The 16,708-nt window shown below is 59.8% G+C and carries 17 protein-coding genes and 1 pseudogene; 12 read left to right on the top strand and 6 right to left on the bottom strand.

Annotated elements, in window-relative coordinates; translation table 11 throughout:
- Positions 1-143: 143 nt before the first annotated feature.
- The 4 genes from ACZ9DP_RS05620 to ACZ9DP_RS05605 all read left to right on the top strand — a co-directional run bounded on the left by ACZ9DP_RS05620 (position 144) and on the right by ACZ9DP_RS05605 (position 2,854).
- Positions 144-935, top strand: a complete 792-nt coding sequence (locus tag ACZ9DP_RS05620) for an SDR family NAD(P)-dependent oxidoreductase (RefSeq protein ID WP_476200693.1) — start codon at positions 144-146, stop codon at positions 933-935.
- A gap of 141 nt (positions 936-1,076) precedes the next feature.
- A complete protein-coding gene (locus tag ACZ9DP_RS05615) occupies positions 1,077-1,871 on the top strand; it encodes an SDR family NAD(P)-dependent oxidoreductase (protein ID WP_476200692.1) in 795 nt (264 codons plus the stop codon).
- A 22-nt stretch (positions 1,872-1,893) separates the two neighbouring features.
- On the top strand, positions 1,894-2,301 hold the full coding sequence (locus ACZ9DP_RS05610) for an organic hydroperoxide resistance protein (protein WP_476200690.1): 408 nt from the start codon (positions 1,894-1,896) through the stop codon (positions 2,299-2,301).
- A gap of 94 nt (positions 2,302-2,395) precedes the next feature.
- Complete coding sequence (locus ACZ9DP_RS05605) at positions 2,396-2,854, top strand: DUF6130 family protein (RefSeq protein ID WP_476200689.1); 459 nt, start codon at positions 2,396-2,398, stop codon at positions 2,852-2,854.
- A gap of 177 nt (positions 2,855-3,031) precedes the next feature.
- Here the strand turns inward: ACZ9DP_RS05605 and ACZ9DP_RS05600 are convergent, their stop codons facing one another.
- A complete protein-coding gene (locus ACZ9DP_RS05600; RefSeq protein WP_476200687.1) occupies positions 3,032-3,922 on the bottom strand; it encodes a LysR family transcriptional regulator in 891 nt (296 codons plus the stop codon).
- A gap of 95 nt (positions 3,923-4,017) precedes the next feature.
- Between ACZ9DP_RS05600 and ACZ9DP_RS05595 the strand changes: the two genes are divergently transcribed.
- Complete coding sequence (locus ACZ9DP_RS05595) at positions 4,018-5,013, top strand: aldo/keto reductase (protein WP_476200685.1); 996 nt, start codon at positions 4,018-4,020, stop codon at positions 5,011-5,013.
- Between the two features lie 61 nt (positions 5,014-5,074).
- On the opposite strand, the gene ACZ9DP_RS05590 is transcribed toward ACZ9DP_RS05595, so the two are convergent.
- The 3 genes and pseudogenes from ACZ9DP_RS05590 to ACZ9DP_RS05580 all read right to left on the bottom strand — a co-directional run bounded on the left by ACZ9DP_RS05590 (position 5,075) and on the right by ACZ9DP_RS05580 (position 7,747).
- Positions 5,075-5,845 carry an SDR family NAD(P)-dependent oxidoreductase gene (locus tag ACZ9DP_RS05590; RefSeq protein WP_194731911.1) on the bottom strand — a complete coding sequence of 257 codons (771 nt, stop codon included), beginning with the start codon at positions 5,843-5,845 and terminating at the stop codon, positions 5,075-5,077.
- Positions 5,846-6,273: 428 nt separating this feature from the next.
- A complete protein-coding gene (locus ACZ9DP_RS05585) occupies positions 6,274-6,642 on the bottom strand; it encodes a hypothetical protein (protein WP_476200683.1) in 369 nt (122 codons plus the stop codon).
- A 612-nt stretch (positions 6,643-7,254) separates the two neighbouring features.
- Positions 7,255-7,747 (bottom strand): annotated as a pseudogene (locus ACZ9DP_RS05580) (Lrp/AsnC family transcriptional regulator).
- Between the two features lie 362 nt (positions 7,748-8,109).
- Here ACZ9DP_RS05580 and ACZ9DP_RS05575 point away from each other — a divergent pair.
- The 4 genes from ACZ9DP_RS05575 to ACZ9DP_RS05560 all read left to right on the top strand — a co-directional run bounded on the left by ACZ9DP_RS05575 (position 8,110) and on the right by ACZ9DP_RS05560 (position 12,754).
- On the top strand, positions 8,110-8,391 hold the full coding sequence (locus tag ACZ9DP_RS05575; protein ID WP_476200682.1) for a hypothetical protein: 282 nt from the start codon (positions 8,110-8,112) through the stop codon (positions 8,389-8,391).
- A gap of 49 nt (positions 8,392-8,440) precedes the next feature.
- Positions 8,441-12,148: a trifunctional transcriptional regulator/proline dehydrogenase/L-glutamate gamma-semialdehyde dehydrogenase gene (putA, locus tag ACZ9DP_RS05570; RefSeq protein ID WP_476200680.1), complete on the top strand. Its 3,708-nt coding sequence runs from the start codon at positions 8,441-8,443 to the stop codon at positions 12,146-12,148.
- 79 nt (positions 12,149-12,227) lie between these two features.
- Positions 12,228-12,419 carry a hypothetical protein gene (locus ACZ9DP_RS05565; RefSeq protein ID WP_074072279.1) on the top strand — a complete coding sequence of 64 codons (192 nt, stop codon included), beginning with the start codon at positions 12,228-12,230 and terminating at the stop codon, positions 12,417-12,419.
- Positions 12,420-12,589: 170 nt separating this feature from the next.
- Positions 12,590-12,754, top strand: coding sequence for a hypothetical protein (locus ACZ9DP_RS05560; protein WP_476202291.1), 165 nt, complete (start codon positions 12,590-12,592; stop codon positions 12,752-12,754).
- A gap of 117 nt (positions 12,755-12,871) precedes the next feature.
- Here the strand turns inward: ACZ9DP_RS05560 and ACZ9DP_RS05555 are convergent, their stop codons facing one another.
- On the bottom strand, positions 12,872-13,477 hold the full coding sequence (locus tag ACZ9DP_RS05555; RefSeq protein WP_476200679.1) for a helix-turn-helix domain-containing protein: 606 nt from the start codon (positions 13,475-13,477) through the stop codon (positions 12,872-12,874).
- Between the two features lie 99 nt (positions 13,478-13,576).
- Between ACZ9DP_RS05555 and ACZ9DP_RS05550 the strand changes: the two genes are divergently transcribed.
- On the top strand, positions 13,577-14,587 hold the full coding sequence (locus ACZ9DP_RS05550) for a threonine ammonia-lyase (RefSeq protein ID WP_476200677.1): 1,011 nt from the start codon (positions 13,577-13,579) through the stop codon (positions 14,585-14,587).
- Between the two features lie 408 nt (positions 14,588-14,995).
- Here ACZ9DP_RS05550 and ACZ9DP_RS05545 read toward each other — a convergent pair whose 3' ends face one another.
- On the bottom strand, positions 14,996-15,547 hold the full coding sequence (locus ACZ9DP_RS05545) for a MarR family winged helix-turn-helix transcriptional regulator (RefSeq protein WP_246763419.1): 552 nt from the start codon (positions 15,545-15,547) through the stop codon (positions 14,996-14,998).
- A gap of 174 nt (positions 15,548-15,721) precedes the next feature.
- On the opposite strand from ACZ9DP_RS05545, the gene ACZ9DP_RS05540 reads away from it, so the two are divergent.
- Together ACZ9DP_RS05540 and ACZ9DP_RS05535 are read left to right on the top strand one after the other, a co-directional pair.
- On the top strand, positions 15,722-16,057 hold the full coding sequence (locus tag ACZ9DP_RS05540) for a cupin domain-containing protein (RefSeq protein ID WP_476200675.1): 336 nt from the start codon (positions 15,722-15,724) through the stop codon (positions 16,055-16,057).
- A gap of 24 nt (positions 16,058-16,081) precedes the next feature.
- Positions 16,082-16,486 carry a VOC family protein gene (locus ACZ9DP_RS05535; RefSeq protein ID WP_476200673.1) on the top strand — a complete coding sequence of 135 codons (405 nt, stop codon included), beginning with the start codon at positions 16,082-16,084 and terminating at the stop codon, positions 16,484-16,486.
- The last annotated feature ends 222 nt before the right edge of the window (positions 16,487-16,708 follow it).

The following is a 16,708-nucleotide window of genomic DNA, read 5'->3' as shown; positions in this document are numbered from 1 at the left end:
CGATCTGGTTGATGATCGGCGCCGAGAATCGAGCATTGCCACCCGGGGCGGTAGAGCAAGAATGCGAGAGGCAGCCTCTTGAATCCGGCAAGTCCCAAACGCTGCGAAACGGACTACATCTGTCGCGAAAGGACCGAAACGTCATGTCGCGAACTCACCCCAAGGCTCTCGTCACCTACGCGGCCTGCGCGATCGGCTTGCTATATGCCGACCGCCTTGCTCGCCGCGGATATGATCTCGTGTTGCTCGCAAATAAACCTGACCGGCCAATTGCCCTTGCGCGCATTTTGCAAGCTGAGACCGATCAGGCGGTCGAGGTTGTTGCTGTCGACCTTTCGACGGACCAGGGCCTCCAAGACGTGGAGGCTAGGTTCGCCGAAGAGAAGGGCTTTGACCTTGTCGTCAACAATCTCGACTTGCCAGCCGGCAAACCGCTTCTGGAAGACCGGGCGCTCAACCTCGACCGCCTGATCGGAATGAACGTTAAGGCATATGCACGCCTCGCAGCAGTGGCCGCACATAGCATGGCCCGGCGACGTCAGGGTGCCATTATAAACGTGGCATCGGCAATTGCCTTCGCGCCAGAAGTTGCGACGGGTGTCTACGGCGCGAGCAAAGCCTTCCTTGTCGCCTTGACCCGCACGATGCAGGCCGAACTGACGCATCAAAACGTCTATGTTCAGCTCGTTCTGACCGGCGCGGTGCGCACCGATGTCTGGCCGTTCCCCGCCTGCATGCCTGAAGCAATACCCGGAATGATGACGGCTGCCGATCTCGTAACTGCCGCGATGGTCGGTTTCGACCGCCGCGAGGCCATCACCATCCCCTCGCTGGTAAAGACCGGCCGCTGGACGAGTTATGAGCACGCGCGCAAGGCGCTGCTTGACGACCTCATGAACAGTGAGCCGGCCACTCGGTATCGGCGCCAAGGGTGATCAAGTCCGTCAAACGAGAGGCTGGCTCTCATTTTTGCTCGCTACCGGGCCAACTTTACCGAGCTCATATTCTTACCCATCGCAGTCGACAAGTCGCAACTGACGCTTGGCTGTGTCCACGACAACCCGAAAGGAAATGCCATGCAGGAAACGTTAGGAATCGCCGTCGTTACCGGCGCATCGGGCGGCATCGGCGCCCTTTATGCAGATCGACTTGCCCGGCAGGGCTATGACTTGATGCTCGTTGCGCGAAACGGCGACCGGCTGCAACGCGTAGCGGCTGCTATCCGCGAACAGACGGGCCGCACCGTCTTGACCGTCACCGCCGACCTCACGACAACGGACGATGTAGCCCGGGTCGCAACGCTGATCACTGGTGACCCGCGGATCACGATGCTGGTCAATAATGCCGGTGTCGGGGCGACCGCGCCGCTCGTCCAGTCCGACGTCAACGCCATGAGCGCGATGATTGCGCTCAATGTCGATGCGCTGATGCGGCTCACTTACGCCGCCGTCCCTGGGTTTGTCGAGCGGGACCGGGGTACGATCATCAACATTGCTTCGATCGTGGCTGTCGCGCCGGAAAGATTGAACGGCGTCTACGGCGGCACGAAAGCCTTTGTTCTCGCCTTCAGCCAGAGCCTGCGCCAGGAACTGGCCGACAGCAACGTCCACGTACAGGTCGTTCTCCCAGGTGCCACCGCGACTGACTTCTGGGATGTCGCAGGGCTTCCGGTTCAGCACTTGCCGCAAGAAATGGTCATGCCGGCTCAAGACCTGGTCGACGCTGCCCTACTGGGGCTTTCGCGCAAGGAGTTCGTCACCATCCCGAGCCTTCACGATGCCGGCCAATGGGATGCCTTCGACGGCGCCCGGCAGGCGATGGCGGGAAATTTGTCCACCAACAAGCCAGCAGCCCGCTATCAGGCCGGCTGACATCCGATCAGGAGCAAATGAAATGTCGAAAGTCGTCTACACGGGTAAAACCCACACCACCGGCGGGCGCGACGGCGCCTCGCGCAGCTTAGACGGGCGTCTTGATATCAAGCTGTCGCCACCCGGATCGACGGGCGCTGGCACCAATCCCGAGCAGCTCTTTGCGGCGGGTTGGTCCGCATGTTTCCTCGGCGCGGTCGGAAAGGCCGCCGGCGAGCGCCACCTCCGCCTGCCCGCCGATGCCTCAATCAATACTGAGGTTGACCTTGCCTTGGGTGATGATGGCTATTTGCTAGGTGCGCGGCTGAGTGTGAGCCTGCCGGGCGTCGCGCCTGAACTTGCGACCACCCTCGTCGAACGGGCGCACCAGCTTTGCCCTTACTCGAAGGCAACCCGCGGCAACATCGAAGTCGAGCTCAGCGTGGCTTGATCCGCATCGATTATTTCCTTCAACCAGACATCGCGCCGGCGATCGGAAATCTCCCGGTCTCGACCGGCGCGGTTATCACGGGATGATATTAGCCATGAACACGACCATTAAAGCCCTCGGCCTCGCTGCAACCGTCCTTCTGACTGCAGCGACAGCGACTGCCCAGGCCCAAACGCCAGGCAGTGTCCAGACTCAGTTTCTACCTGTCAAGGATGAGCCCGAGCCGAAACTACTTGTCGATCAGCCCCTTGCAGAACCACTCACCACGCGAGGGGTGGCCATTATTCCATATCGGACCGAGAATTTTCGCATCCTGCCGATTTTCGGTCCCGGCGCAAGCGACGTATCGCCACGGGTGGGCCACCTGCACGTCAACGTCGACGATCTGCCGTGGCGCTGGGCGGATGCAGGCGGCACAGGTGCAATTGTTCTGACGGGGTTGCCGGCTGGCAAACATAAAGTGCTGATCGAAATTGTCACGCCTGAACACCGTGTGATTGGCGGCCAGGCTGTCTCGTTCACGGTTCCGGCGATCCATGGCCAGCATCATTGAAAGGCCATCGCTCCTGAGTTCGGATCAGGTGAACTGCAACGCCTTGTTGAAAGTGCCTGATCGATGTTGTCGGCCAGATCACGCCATGGGTCCGTGTCACACCTCCAACGTCATCCCGCAAGGCTGGGAGGCCTCCCCAATATGCAGGTAAATCGGTCCAGGGCTAGTTGCGACCTGTCAGCCTGCATGCTTGAAGAACTCGATGAAGGCGCGCAGTGCTGGGCGCATCTGACGCCGGCTTGGGTAGTAAAGATAGACACCGGGAAACGGCGCGCACCAATCGGCAAGAACCCGGCGCAGCCGCCCTTCTTCAATGGCGGCGTTCGCCATGTTTTCTAGCAGGAACGCGATACCGGCGCCGTCTAGCGCGGCCTCGATCACCAACCGGTCGTCGCCTAGAATAAGCGGTCCATCGACATCAAGGACCAGCTCTTCGCCATCTTTTTCGAATTCCCATCTATAGACCTGTCCGCTGGCAAATCGCCGCCGAATGCAAGCGTGATCCATCAGCTGACGCGGATGGACCGGCACGGTCTTTTGCTCGAAATAAGAGGGTGAAGCAACGACGCTTGCCCGTATAGGAGCGCTCATTGCGACGGCGATCATGTCCGGCTCCAGACTCTCTCCGAGGCGCATGCCGCCATCAAGGCCCGCAGCGACGATGTCGTTGAACGGCTCCTCGACCCGGATTTCCAGAACGACGCCCGGGTAAGCCCTGCTGAAAGCCGCAAGGCGTGGCGCCAGAAGCCAATGCGCCGCAAAGGGCGGCACGCTGAGGCGAAGATTGCCGGCTACACGATTGTTGATTTCCTTTACCGCATCAAGCGCCAGGTCGATCTCGCCCAGCGCCGGCCCCAGCCGTTTGAGAAGCAGTGCGCCCTCTTCCGTTACCGCGATGCTTCGGGTCGTACGAGAAAAGAGTCTAACTCCCAGAGCAGCCTCCAGGCTCGAGACGGCGTGGCTTACAGCAGAAGGCGCTATCCCCAGCTCCTTGGCCGCCCCCCGAAATCCCCCGCATGCGGCCACGGTAGCGAAGATTGCAAGTTGAGGTAGGCGACTTCTGTCCATTGTTCCATTCTATAGAACAGCGTGTGAATTTCCAGGCGAATTAACGAACAACCTTCCTAGTCCTATCTTCCATTCATCACAGAAGGAGATCAGTGATGAAAAAACGGAAGCTCGGAAACGAACTCAACGTCTCGGCGGTAGGCCTCGGATGCATGGGCATGACGTTCGCCTATGGCGGTCAGGATGAGGCAGACGCCATTCGCACGCTGCACCGCGCTGTCGAGATCGGCGTAACTTTCTTCGATACCGCAGAGGTCTACGGTCCTTTCGATAATGAAATTCTGGTGGGCAAGGCTTTGAAGCCGCACCGGGATCGCGTCGTGATCGCAACCAAGTTCGGCTTCAAGATCACCGATGAGGGCGAAGGGCCGTCGCGCATGGTCGGCGTCGACAGCCGCCCTGAACATGTAAAGGCAGTAGCCGAAGCCTCTCTCGGACGGCTCGGAATCGAGCAGATCGACCTCTTCTACCAGCACCGCGTCGACCCCAACGTGCCGATTGAGGAAACTGTCGGAGCCATGGCGGACCTCGTCAAGGAAGGCAAAGTGAAAGCGCTCGGCCTTTCGGAGGCAAGCGCTGCCACGATAAGGCGCGCTCATAATGTGCACCCAATTGCGGCGGTGCAGAGCGAATACTCGCTGTGGAGCCGGGATCCGGAGAAGGAGGTCTTGGCGGTGTGCCGCGAGCTTGGCATCGGCTTTGTCCCTTACAGTCCGCTCGGTCGTGGTCTCTTGACCGGCACAATCAATAAGCCCGATGAACTTGGTGCCGATGACTGGCGCAAGAACCTGCCACGCTTTCAAGCTGATGCCATGGCCGCGAACGCTGCCCTTGTCGCAACGTTGAAGGACATGGCGCAGGCAAAGGAGGTAACGGCGGCGCAACTTGCACTGGCCTGGGTGCTGCATCAGGGCGACTTCATCGTGCCGATTCCCGGCGCGCGCAAGCTCAAGCATCTGGAAGAAAATGCTGCGGCAGCCGACATCACGTTGTCGGACAATGAGCTTAAACAGATCGGCGAGGCGCTCGCTCCGGCAAAGGTCACCGGCAGCCGTTACCGCGAGCAGGACCTTGCCCTTGTGAACGGGTAGACTTTTTACGCCTCAGCGTTCGACAAGGCGTTCCTTCCACTACGTCTTGACATCCTCGGCCTCAGGCGACGGACCATCCACCGTCCACCAGCAGGTTCGCGCCGGTGATTAAGCTCGCAGCCGGTGATGCAAGGAAGACTACGGCACCCACCACATCATCGGTCTCACCGATCCGGCCAAGTGGAATGTGAGCGAGCGTCGCTTTGCGATTGTCGGCATCGGATAGAAAAGGTTCGGTACCATCCGTGTGGATGAACGTCGGCGATACGGTATTTACGGTGACATCATAGCGTGCCCATTCGGCTGCAAGGCAGCGCGTGAGGTGATTAATTGCCGCCTTGCTCATGCAATAGATTGCCTCGCCGCGCAGTGCCACGGTACCGGCCTGCGAGCTGATGTTGATGATCCGGCCCCCATTGCGCTTGATCATGTGACGGCCTACTGCCTGCGTCATCAGAAAGGTGCCCTTGATGTTGACATCGAGTATCTCGTCAAGGTCCTTCTCCTCAACGAGTTCCGCGAGATTGCCCGGAGCCACGCCGACGTTGTTGACAAGGACGTCGATCCGACCGAACGTAGTAAGCGCCGCGTCGACGGCTTGTGCGATATGGGCCTTATTGGGAATGTCCAGTTTAACAGGCAGAACTTTTCGTCCCGCGCCCTCGAGTTCGGCAACCAGGCCCGCCGACGCTGCGACATCGCGGACCCCCAAAACAATATCGGAGCCTGCTGCGGCACAGGCAAGTGCGCAAGCTCGCCCGATGCCACGGCTCGCGCCCGTCACCAAAGTCACCTTGCCCTCAAGGCTGAAGTCCGGCGCATTCTTCTGCATCATGATGCCTCCCTCGATGAAGCTCATTTATGGCAGCATCGGCGTGCGGATGCCAGATGTTCTGTGCATGCCGAGGAGCGTCCCTTTGACCAATGGGCGATCCCGCAGCGTCTCTAGAGCCAGATTGATCGGGCAGCCCGAGCGTTGCGCGTTCACGCGCAGTCCAAAAACCAATTGCGACATAAAATCAGTCCAGCCATTTTAAAACTGATTGCATAACGCAATTAGAACGGCGGTGGCGCGGGCGCTTAGGAGGAGAACGAGGGCATGGCCAAGCTCGTCTTCGCAATGATGCAATCGTTAGGCGGTTTGCGCCAGGCCCTGCACTCTTGCGCCACTTCATCGAGGAAGTGCGCGGCCTGACCGGCTGCGTGTACGGTTGCCGCATGTTGGCAAAGCCTGGATGAAATTTGCGGCAGCGGACCTTGCTAATCGCGATGAATGCGGGCCGGAATCATCGAAACCGCGGGATTGCCTGGCGCATCCTGGCGGAGATGAAGCACCCATCGTCCGAGCACGATCGCGGCAAGTACCGCTACCCCCATGCGAAGCCACGGAAAGGCGCCGACACGGTTCCCCGCCACGGTTTTGAGCTGACCAGGGAACAGGGCCAGCTGCTCACACAGGTCGGCAACGTCCTTCCGGAGCCAGGCAACTTCCCGCAGGGCCGATTGCAGCTCATCCTCGCCGGGTATGTCTTCGGCCAGATCGTCGGCCGGGGCGCCTTCCTCCACGTCCGCAAGGTGTTCACGAAGCTGGGTTGGACTGTCAAAGCCCTTGAAACGGATGTTCGTCATTGCCTTTGCCTCAGTGCGTTTTCGCTGTCGTCGTCCTCTCCCCTGCATTTGCGGCGACTAGCGGCGGAGGGAGCGGAGGTTTTTGTCGCTTGGCACGTAGCGCTTGCCCGTACCGGTACCGGTGAATTCCCGCCTGGCCATGGTGCGTCTGCTTGCTGTGCGTGGGGAACGCTTCAGGCCGCAAAAAGATGCATCGGCGGCGATCGGAGGCGCAGGTCGATTGCGGTACTGACGTGCACAGAACGATAAACCGCTTTCAACCCGAAACAGGCGCAGTCAGGCATCAGGAGCCGCCATCAACGTCGGTTGGGTGGGAAGCAGTCCTCTGCCTGACAATATCGCGGCGGCACGTCCTGCAGATTGAACCTTGACGAGAGACCGCCACAGGTGTGGCCGTCCTCGACAGTCGCGAGGATTTGTCCAATCCTGAAAAGTACGATGGCGACCCAGGCAAGCTGATGGCGCCCCACGATGACGCAACCCGGTAACGGTATCCGTGCCGACCGTCGGTCGACATAGAACGCACCGGCCACACGCAAGATCGTGCAAGGCCCGATTATGTCTAGCCAGTCTCATAACGCCAAAAGAACACGCGAAAGCCTTAGAAGGCGGCTAGATTGCGTAGCTGGACCCGCTCCAGTTTTCTTTCAACCGTTTCCATGGCGACATTCGTCGATGTGCTCGCCACAAACGGCAAGTTTGAAATCCGTTCGCCAAGTACATGTCTATAGCGGCGTATGTCACGCGTCCTGATCTTGAGCAAATAATCAAAGCGTCCGGCAATCATGTGACATTCCTCGACTTCCTTGATCTTCTTGACTGCCGCATTGAAGGCGCGAAGCGCATCTTCCTGCGTGTTTGAGAGTTTGACCTCCGCAAAGGCAATATGCTCCAGATTCAGTTTCGAGGGGTTGATGACGGCTTTGAACCCTTCAATGTAGCCGTCAGCAATGAGCCGTTTAAAACGCAGCTGGCAGGGCGTTTTAGAAAGCCCGACGCGCGCAGCAAGATCGGTGATCGACATTCTTCCGTCGTCGGAGAGCGCTTCGAGAATTTTCCTGTCGAATAGGTCAAGTTCACTAAACTCATGCTCGTCTTTAGTCATTTCATACAGCTCCGCTCGCAGCAATAAATCCATACAGACTATAAACCAGGAAAATCAAGTCTGAATGCCTTGATTGCGCGTGCTAGAGTGGGCTGCTTGCTGAGGAGGAACGCCACCCTGACCATCCCCGTTAGGATCCAGGATCCGCAACCACAGAGATTGTCGTTTCCGGAGAGTGTCGAGATTTACATGGACCGCGCGCGCGCCAGCTTTCCTCTGCCCGAAGGTTTGCCTGAACGCATCCAGGCGTACAATTCGACGTATTGGGCTTGTTTCGGCAACCACTGGGCGGGCGGATTTTGATCCGCCCCGAACCTTTCGTGAATGCAAGTGGCGTGATCTTGTCGTATTTTGAAGAGGCAATGAACGTGATGCATCTTCCATTCGCTCTCATGGAGCGTCGCAGTCGGGAACGCCGCAATTCTCAAAACACGCAGGCACTCGAAGACATGACGGGCAAGAAGGTCCCCACCGACATCCGCGACGACTTCGCAAAGGGCGGCAGCGAGATCGTTCCCCTCCGCTCTCGCACGGTTGACGTTATGCGCGGCGCTTACGACCGCACGGTGCCGCGCTGCACGCCTCTGCGGAGATCAAGGACTTCCGAACGGGCGGGTATCATACCCCTCCAGCCGCATCACTGACGCTTAAAACGCAATCGGCATCCAACACAGGGAACTGAAAGGCACCAAAATGTCGAGCCAATCCAACAAAATCCACAAGGACAACACTTTGCCGGACCCGATGCCTTTTTCGCTGTTTGCACCACCAATCAGAGCACAGACGCCTTTGCGGCAGGCAATCACAGCAGCGTATCGTCGTCCCGAGCCCGAATGCCTTCCTCCCCTCGTCGAAGCGGCACGGGCGCCTTCCTCGGCGAAGGCCGATGCGGCTAAGACCGCGCGCAGGCTCATCGAAGCCCTGCGTGCCAAGCACAAGGGTACCGGGGTCGAGGGGCTTGTGCATGAATATTCTCTCTCAAGCCAGGAGGGTGTCGCCCTCATGTGCCTTGCCGAAGCCCTGCTGCGCATCCCCGACGCTGAAACCCGCGACGCGCTGATCCGCGACAAGATCGCCGAGGGAGACTGGAAGTCGCATCTGGGCGGCACGAAGTCGATGTTTGTGAATGCCGCGACCTGGGGCCTGGTGGTCACCGGTAAGCTGACGTCCACCGTCAACGACCGCAGCCTGGCTGCAGCGCTTACCCGTCTCATCGCGCGTGCCGGCGAGCCTGTGATCCGCCGTGGCGTCGACATGGCGATGCGCATGATGGGCGAACAGTTCGTCACCGGCGAGACGATCGACGAGGCGCTGAAGCGCGCCCGGCCGCTCGAAGCCCGCGGCTTCCGCTACTCCTACGACATGCTCGGAGAAGCTGCCACAACTGCTGTAGATGCAGAACGCTATTATCGCGACTACGAGGCAGCGATCCATGCGATCGGCACGGCCTCCAATGGCCGCGGCATATATGAAGGGCCTGGAATATCCATCAAACTCTCGGCGCTGCATCCACGTTACGCCCGCGCGCAGGCGGACCGCGTGATGGGCGAATTGCTGCCGCGGGTAAAGCAGCTCGCGCTCCTGGCAAAGAAGTACGACATCGGTCTCAACATCGACGCCGAGGAGGCCGACAGGCTCGAACTCTCTCTCGACCTGCTCGAAGAATTGAGCATCGATCAGGATCTCAGCGGCTGGAACGGCCTCGGTTTTGTGGTGCAGGCCTATGGCAAGCGCTGCCCCTTCGTGCTCGACTACATCATTGATCTTGCCCGCCGTTCCGGTCGCCGGATAATGGTGCGGCTGGTCAAGGGCGCCTACTGGGATGCCGAAATCAAACGCGCTCAGCTCGACGGCCTTGAAGACTTTCCCGTCTTCACTCGCAAGGTTCATACCGACGTTTCCTACATTGCCTGTGCGCGCAAGCTGCTCGCTGCCGTCGATTTAGTCTTCCCGCAGTTTGCCACCCACAACGCGCAAACGCTTGCGACGATATATCATCTGGCCGGTCCGGAATTTCAGGTCGGAAAATATGAGTTCCAATGCCTGCACGGCATGGGCGAACCGCTCTATGACGAGGTCGTAGGCAAGGCCAAGCTCAATCGTCCGTGCCGCATCTATGCGCCAGTCGGCACGCATGAGACCTTGCTCGCCTATCTCGTCCGCCGCCTTCTCGAAAACGGCGCGAACTCATCGTTCGTAAACCGCATCTCTGATCCAAACGTCTCGGTCGATGAGCTTGTTGCAGACCCTGTGGACGTCGTCGAAGCGATGCCCGTCGTCGGCATGCCGCATGACCAGATCGCACTTCCGGCTGCGCTTTTCGGAAAGGACCGGCTCAATTCGAAGGGGATTGACCTTTCGAATGAAGCAGCCTTGGCGGAGCTTTCCGCTAATCTCGCCGCCACTCTTTCGCGAAACTTCCATGCCATGCCGTTACTCGCCGACGGCTCGCAGGACGGTGAGACACGGCCGATCGCCAATCCGGCCGATCACTCCGATATCGTAGGTCAAGTTACGGAGCTCAAGGTTGACGATGCGCCCAGGGTTGCACGTATGGCTGCCGATGGTGTCGCACAGTGGGCTGCGTTGTCGCCTCGTGAGCGAGCAGCCTGCCTTGATAAAGCAGCCGACATAATGCAGGCCCGCATCGAGATACTGATGGCCATCGCCATGCGAGAAGCAGGCAAGTCAGCCGCCAACGCGGTCGGCGAAGTCCGCGAAGCGATCGACTTCCTGCGCTATTATGCAGACCAGGCACGCAAGACGCTCGGTCCGGCGCATGCACCGCTCGGCGCGATCGTGTGCATCAGCCCCTGGAATTTCCCGCTGGCGATCTTCACGGGCCAGGTGGCGGCCGCCCTCGTCGCCGGCAATTCGGTGATGGCAAAGCCCGCCGGCGTCACCCCGATCATCGCTCATGAAAGCGTGAAAATCCTGCATGAAGCCGGCGTGCCACGCGGCGCGCTGCAGTTCGTGCCCGGCAGCGGCCGCCTCGGAGCTGCACTTGTGGCGGCCCCGGAAACGGCAGGGGTCATGTTCACCGGCTCGACCGAGGTCGCCCGTCAAATCCAGGCCCAGCTCAGTGAGCGCCTCTCGCCGGCCGGAAAACCAATACCGCTGATTGCGGAAACGGGCGGACAGAATGGGATGATCGTGGATTCGTCGGCGCTCGCCGAGCAGGTCGTTGCCGACGTGATTGCCTCCGCCTTCGACAGCGCCGGCCAGCGTTGCTCGGCTTTGCGCGTGCTTTGCCTCCAGGATGATGTCGCCGACAGGACGCTCGCCATGTTGAAGGGGGCGTTGAAGGAGCTCAGGATCGGGCGCACCGACCGGCTCAACATCGACGTCGGACCGGTGATTTCCGAGCAGGCAAAGGCCGAGATCGACCAACACATCGAACGGATGCGCTCGCTCGGCTGCAAGGTGGAGCAATTGCCGCTTCCCGACACTGCCGCTCTTGGCACCTTCGTTCCGCCGACGATCATCGAACTGAAGCAGATGTCGGACCTGACTCGCGAAGTGTTCGGACCTGTACTGCATGTCATCCGCTATCGCCGCGAAGATCTCGATCGCTTGATCGACGATATCAACAATTCCGGTTACGGCCTCACTTTCGGGCTCCATACGCGACTGGACGAGACAATCGAGCACGTTACGGGACGGGTGAAGGCGGGCAATCTCTACGTCAACCGCAACATCATCGGCGCGGTGGTCGGCGTCCAGCCCTTCGGCGGACGGGGGTTGTCCGGCACGGGACCCAAGGCAGGCGGGCCACTCTACATCGGCCGTCTCGTACAGCGCGCGCCCGTCCCGCCGCAACACAGTTCGGTCCATACCGACCCTGCGCTTCGCGAGTTTGCATCCTGGCTGGGCCGGAAAGGCCACAACGCCGAAGCGGAAGCAGCGCGCGAGCTTGCCGCGATTTCCGCGCTCGGGCTCGAAAAGGAACTGGCGGGACCTGTGGGCGAACGAAACCTCTATGCCCTTCATCCAAGGGGGAGGATCCTCCTTGCGCCGGCAACGGCAACGGGCCTTTTCCGTCAGCTTGCGGCGGCATTGGCCACCGGAAACCAGATTGTGATCGATCGTGCGTCGAACCTTGAGATCGCCCTCACCGCGCTTCCAGCGTCCGTTTTGGCCAGGGTCTCCTGGAGTTCGAACTGGGAATCCGACGGACCATTCTCGGGTGCCCTGGTCGAAGGGGATACTGAACGCACAAGCTCGATCAACAAAAGGATTGCGGCCCTGAAGGGGCCTCTTGTCCTCGTTCAGTCGGCCACGACCGATGAACTCGCAAAAGATCACGAGGCATATTGCCTCAATTGGCTGCTGGAAGAGGTTTCGATTTCGATCAACACGGCTGCGGCCGGCGGCAATGCTAGCCTTATGACGATTGGCTGACACGGGGAAGTGCCGCGCGTGTCCGGATCAGACCGCGCGGCCGCTTCCGACACCGCAACTTTGAAAGTTGAGAACGACCATGTCCACGGAACCGAAATCCGAAGAACGTTCTGACGAACTTCTGGAGCATTACCGCCCTATCGCACTGAGGGCGGTATTGGCAGCATGCGCGGTAAAAGGCGAGCACAAGAAGCCGGCGACGGTTCAAGATCTTGAAATATTCGGGGCCTTACCCGAAGGCTTTCACATGCCGCACGATCTCGAGAGCTGAGGGTCTTCCCGCCGCTTTCTCCTGACGGCCAGCCAATGGCTCAAATTGCGCTGACTTGCGCGGTCCGAAAAGCGCCATTTAGCGGTGACTCGTCTATGTGCTACGGGTCCCGTTCGCAGTCGCGCGCTTCATGTTTCAGCCACTCGACGAACTGTGCGACGCGAGCATTCTTGGCGCTGCGCGACGGCTCGATGACGAAACATCCGTTTCGCGTTGTGATTGAATACTCGGTCAGCCTGACCGCGGGATCCGAAAGCATCGAGCTCGAGACTCAAGTCTGGATCACGGCGGCAGGAGCTGAACGGCTCGATACCTTTCCCTGGGAAGACGTCTAAGCCGATTTGTGGGGGCTTCGGCCTGAGCTGGGCCTCCAGCGATGAAACGCTCACTTCACAGGCGTTTGGCCTCGCTATCTGAGGGAAGATGCAGGTCGCGACGTCGGAACACCTCGATCAAAAACCTGCTTGCGTTTTGCGCCCCGCGATATTCTGCGGAACGAACCGATAGTGGATTAAATCCATGACAACAATCTCACTTTGCGTCCGATTGCGGTAGCCATGGCGGCGGTCGGCAGGAAACCTCAGCGACTGCCCTTGCGCGACCCGTCTCCACTCTTCCTCCACCAGCAATTCGATCTCCCCGCGCAGGACGGTCACATGCTCCACAACCCCGATGTCATGCGGCTCTGAGATACTCTCGAAGTCGGGCGCAAAGGTCAGTTCATAGAGTTCGAAGCCGAACCGGGTCTCATAAGGGAACAACAATGCGCGTTGCATGCCTTCCTCCGACGGGCGCACCCGGAGACAACTGGCGTCACGCAAAAGCAACACATCGCCTACTTCGCGATCTGGCTCAAGCAGGGTGGTCATCGGAACCCGCAAGCCCGTCGCGATCTTCCAAAGCGTCGCAACCGTCGGCGTGGATTCGCCACGCTCGATCTGGCCCAGCATCGCCTTGCTCACTCCAGTACGCTCTGCAGTCTTGTCGAGGCTCCATCCAAGGTCGTGCCTGATCGATTTCAGTAGATTCCCCGTGTCAACGGGACTGATGGACTTCATTTCTGACTGACCTCGCATTTGTGCGTTATAGCGCACACTTCGAACGTGCGCTATAACGCACAAATGCGCAACTGCAACAACAGCGTCGGAGGATGTCACATGCAGCCTGTCAGTGAAAGACCCGCAGCATCCCGGGAAGCCAGGCAACCAGACACCAGGCTCGACCTCGGGCGCATCTTTGAGGCGAGGGAACATATCTCACGGATGTTTCGCGACACGCCCCAATTCGGCTGTCCATCTCTTGGCGATCGTCTGGGCTGCGAACTCGTCATCAAACTTGAGACCGCAAACCCGATCCGATGCTTCAAGGGACGTGGGACCGAGGTCGTAATGTCCCGCCTCGCAAGAAGCGCTGATCGGAAGGCCGCGGTCTGCGCCAGCGCCGGCAATCTCGGGCAGGCGCTCGCATATAGTGGGCGGGAACGCGGTATTGGCGTGACAGTGGTCGCCGCCACAAGCGCCAATGCCGCGAAGATCGATCACATTCGCCGGCTCGGAGCCGCCGTCGAACTTGTCGAGGGCGACATCGAGGACGCGCGAAAGCGCGCTCGCGAAATCGCGGCCAGCTGCAACGCTTTACTCGTGGAGGACAGCGAAAACCTCGACACCTGCGAAGGCGCGGGCACGATCGGGCTGGAGCTTGTCGAAGGGTTCGACCGCATCGACACGATGCTGCTCGCGCTCGGCGGCGGTGCGCTCGCCACCGGCGTTGGCCACGTTTTCAAGTGCCTGTCGCCCGCAACGGAGGTGGTGTGCATCCAGCCGAGCGGGGCGCCCGCCATGGCCCTGTCCTTTCGGGCGCGATCGGTCGTCACCACCGATCGCACCGATACCATCGCCGACGGTGTCGCCGGCCGGTTCCCAATCGCGGCGGTCCTTCAGGACCTGCTCGCCGTCGCCAATCACGTGCCGCTGGTTGAGGAGGCAAGCATCAAGGCAGGCATGCGCCTGCTCCATCGGCACTCCGGCCTCGTGGTCGAGCCATCGGCCGCCCTTGGCGTTGCCGCGATCCTGGAAGAACCCTCGCGATACCGCGGCAAGCGTGTGGTCACGGTGATCTGCGGGTCGAACGTACTGCCCGAGGCGTTTTCGGCGTGGACACAGGACTAGGGTAAAGCGCAACCGCTTCCAGTGAAGGACGATGACGATCGGGTTGAGCGCCGATGTCCGGACCGACAGGTGTCCGTTACGCGCAATCACCACATCTTGCATTCATCGGCGGCTGCCATCGTCCGATCGGCCAAATCGCTCGAACGCAAGCCTCTCCTTTTCGCTGAAGCTCTTGTCGTCAGGTGTATTCGTCCTTGAGGAACGTCAGACCCTCGCCCACCTGGGCAGGTGTGAGCGACGAGGTGCTGTCTGAGGCCGACGGGTCGCGAAGAACGCGGACGTCATCAGGAAGCAGAGGAGGCGATAAGATTTCTCCCGGCTTACATCTGAATCGCCTTCATATCGCGCCTGGTCAGCGACGGCGCTCAATGCTGAGAGTGAGTTTCTTATGCTGGCGCGACATCGAGATCACGAGGTTGCTTTATCGCTCGGGCCTGCCTCTATACTCATGACAAGCTTGCGCAGCAGGGCGGCCAGGGCCGCGCGCTCTTCGACATCCAAACCTTCCAGGAACAAGAGTTCACTGGCCATATCCGCGCGAAACGCCTTTTCGGCTAGCGCGATACCCGTTGCGGTCAGGCAAACGACAACACTTCGCCCGTCGTGGGCCGATTTCTCGCGCACAATCAGACCAGCCTTTTCCAGCCGATCAAGGCGGTGCGTCAGTCCGCCGGAAGACAGCATAAGCGTCGTATACATTGCCGTCGGCGTCAGCTGGTAGGGTGGTCCAGATCTGCGCAGGGTCGCGATGACGTCGAACTCGCCGCGATCGAGACCGAACTTGGCAAAGGTCTCCTCGATGGAGGGCGCCACCAGGTTTGTTAGCCGTTTCGCGCGTCCCAAAATCGCCATCGGCTCGGTGTCGAGGTCCGGCAATTCGCAGGCCCATTGCGCGCGGAGCCGGTCGACATGGTCTTCGACAGCGCCCTCCTTTGAGCCGCGGTTGTTGTCTGGCGCCACCCGCATGATCCTCGTTTGCTTCGTCGTGCCCCACATTTGCGTGGTGCTGTTCCATACACCATGGGGCCCCAGCCGCAAAGATATCTTTGTGCGAAGATATTTATCTTGACGAGAAGATAGTTTAACAATATGCCTTCTTGTGAAGATAACTGCGAACGGTTGGAGGAGATCAGGATGTTTTCGGTTTATCGCTATCAGCAGCCCGAGCCCGGCACGAGCCGTACTATCCGTTTCGAAGGTCGTCACTTCGGCAGCGAGGTATCGGTTTTTATCGTGGACGCGGATCCGGGCCGCGGCCCGGCGCTGCATGTTCATCCCTATGCCGAGACCTGGGTGGTTCGAAAGGGGGAGGCCGAGTTCACGGTTGGCAATGATAAGACGCGCGGCTCTGCCGGCGACATCATCGTTGGCTCGGCCAACGTTCCTCATCGTTTCGAAAATGTCGGCACCGGCCGGCTGGAGATCGTCTGCATCCATCCGAGCCAGACGTTCGAGCAGACCTTTGTTTAAGCCATCTCTGAGAGGAGCAAGATAATGACTAAAATGATCTTTCTGAACCTGCCGGTGAAGGATCTGGCAACCGCGACGGCTTTCTACGAGGCCATCGGCTGCGTCAAGAACGAGCAGTTCTCCAATGAAAATGCGAGCTCGATGGTGTGGTCAGAAACGATCACGTTCCAGCTTCTGCAACATGGCTATTATCAGACGTTCACAGCAAAGCCGATCGCTGACGCGCACGCGACGAGCGGTATGCTGATCGCTCTGTCTCGCGACAGCCGCGAGGAGGTCGATGCCATGGTGGAGGCTGCCGCCAGATCAGGCGGCCAGGCGGATGTCCGCGAGCCGCAGGATTTGGGATTCATGTACCTGCGCAGCTTTGCTGATCCGGACGGACACGTTTTCGAACCGGCTTACATGGATATGGGCAACGCCAGTTGAAATCGGAGGGTTACCTGAGCTTCAACAGCCATCGGCAGACCTAGCTTTTCTTATGCCTAAGGCGAGATTTTGTCGTCTGTTCAAGGCGCGGACGACGGCCTATACAGTGTCGCGCCTGCGGGCGGCCACGTGTTCCTTGGCGGTACTGCGTGTGACCGCAGCTGCAGGCCCGTCACACCGCGCAAGCCCGCTTCCGGGAATGCGGGCGGCCCCATTGAAGCG

Source organism: Rhizobium sp. USDA 4016 (genome assembly GCF_056279705.1).
This window is presented reverse-complemented; position numbering and strand designations above follow the sequence as displayed.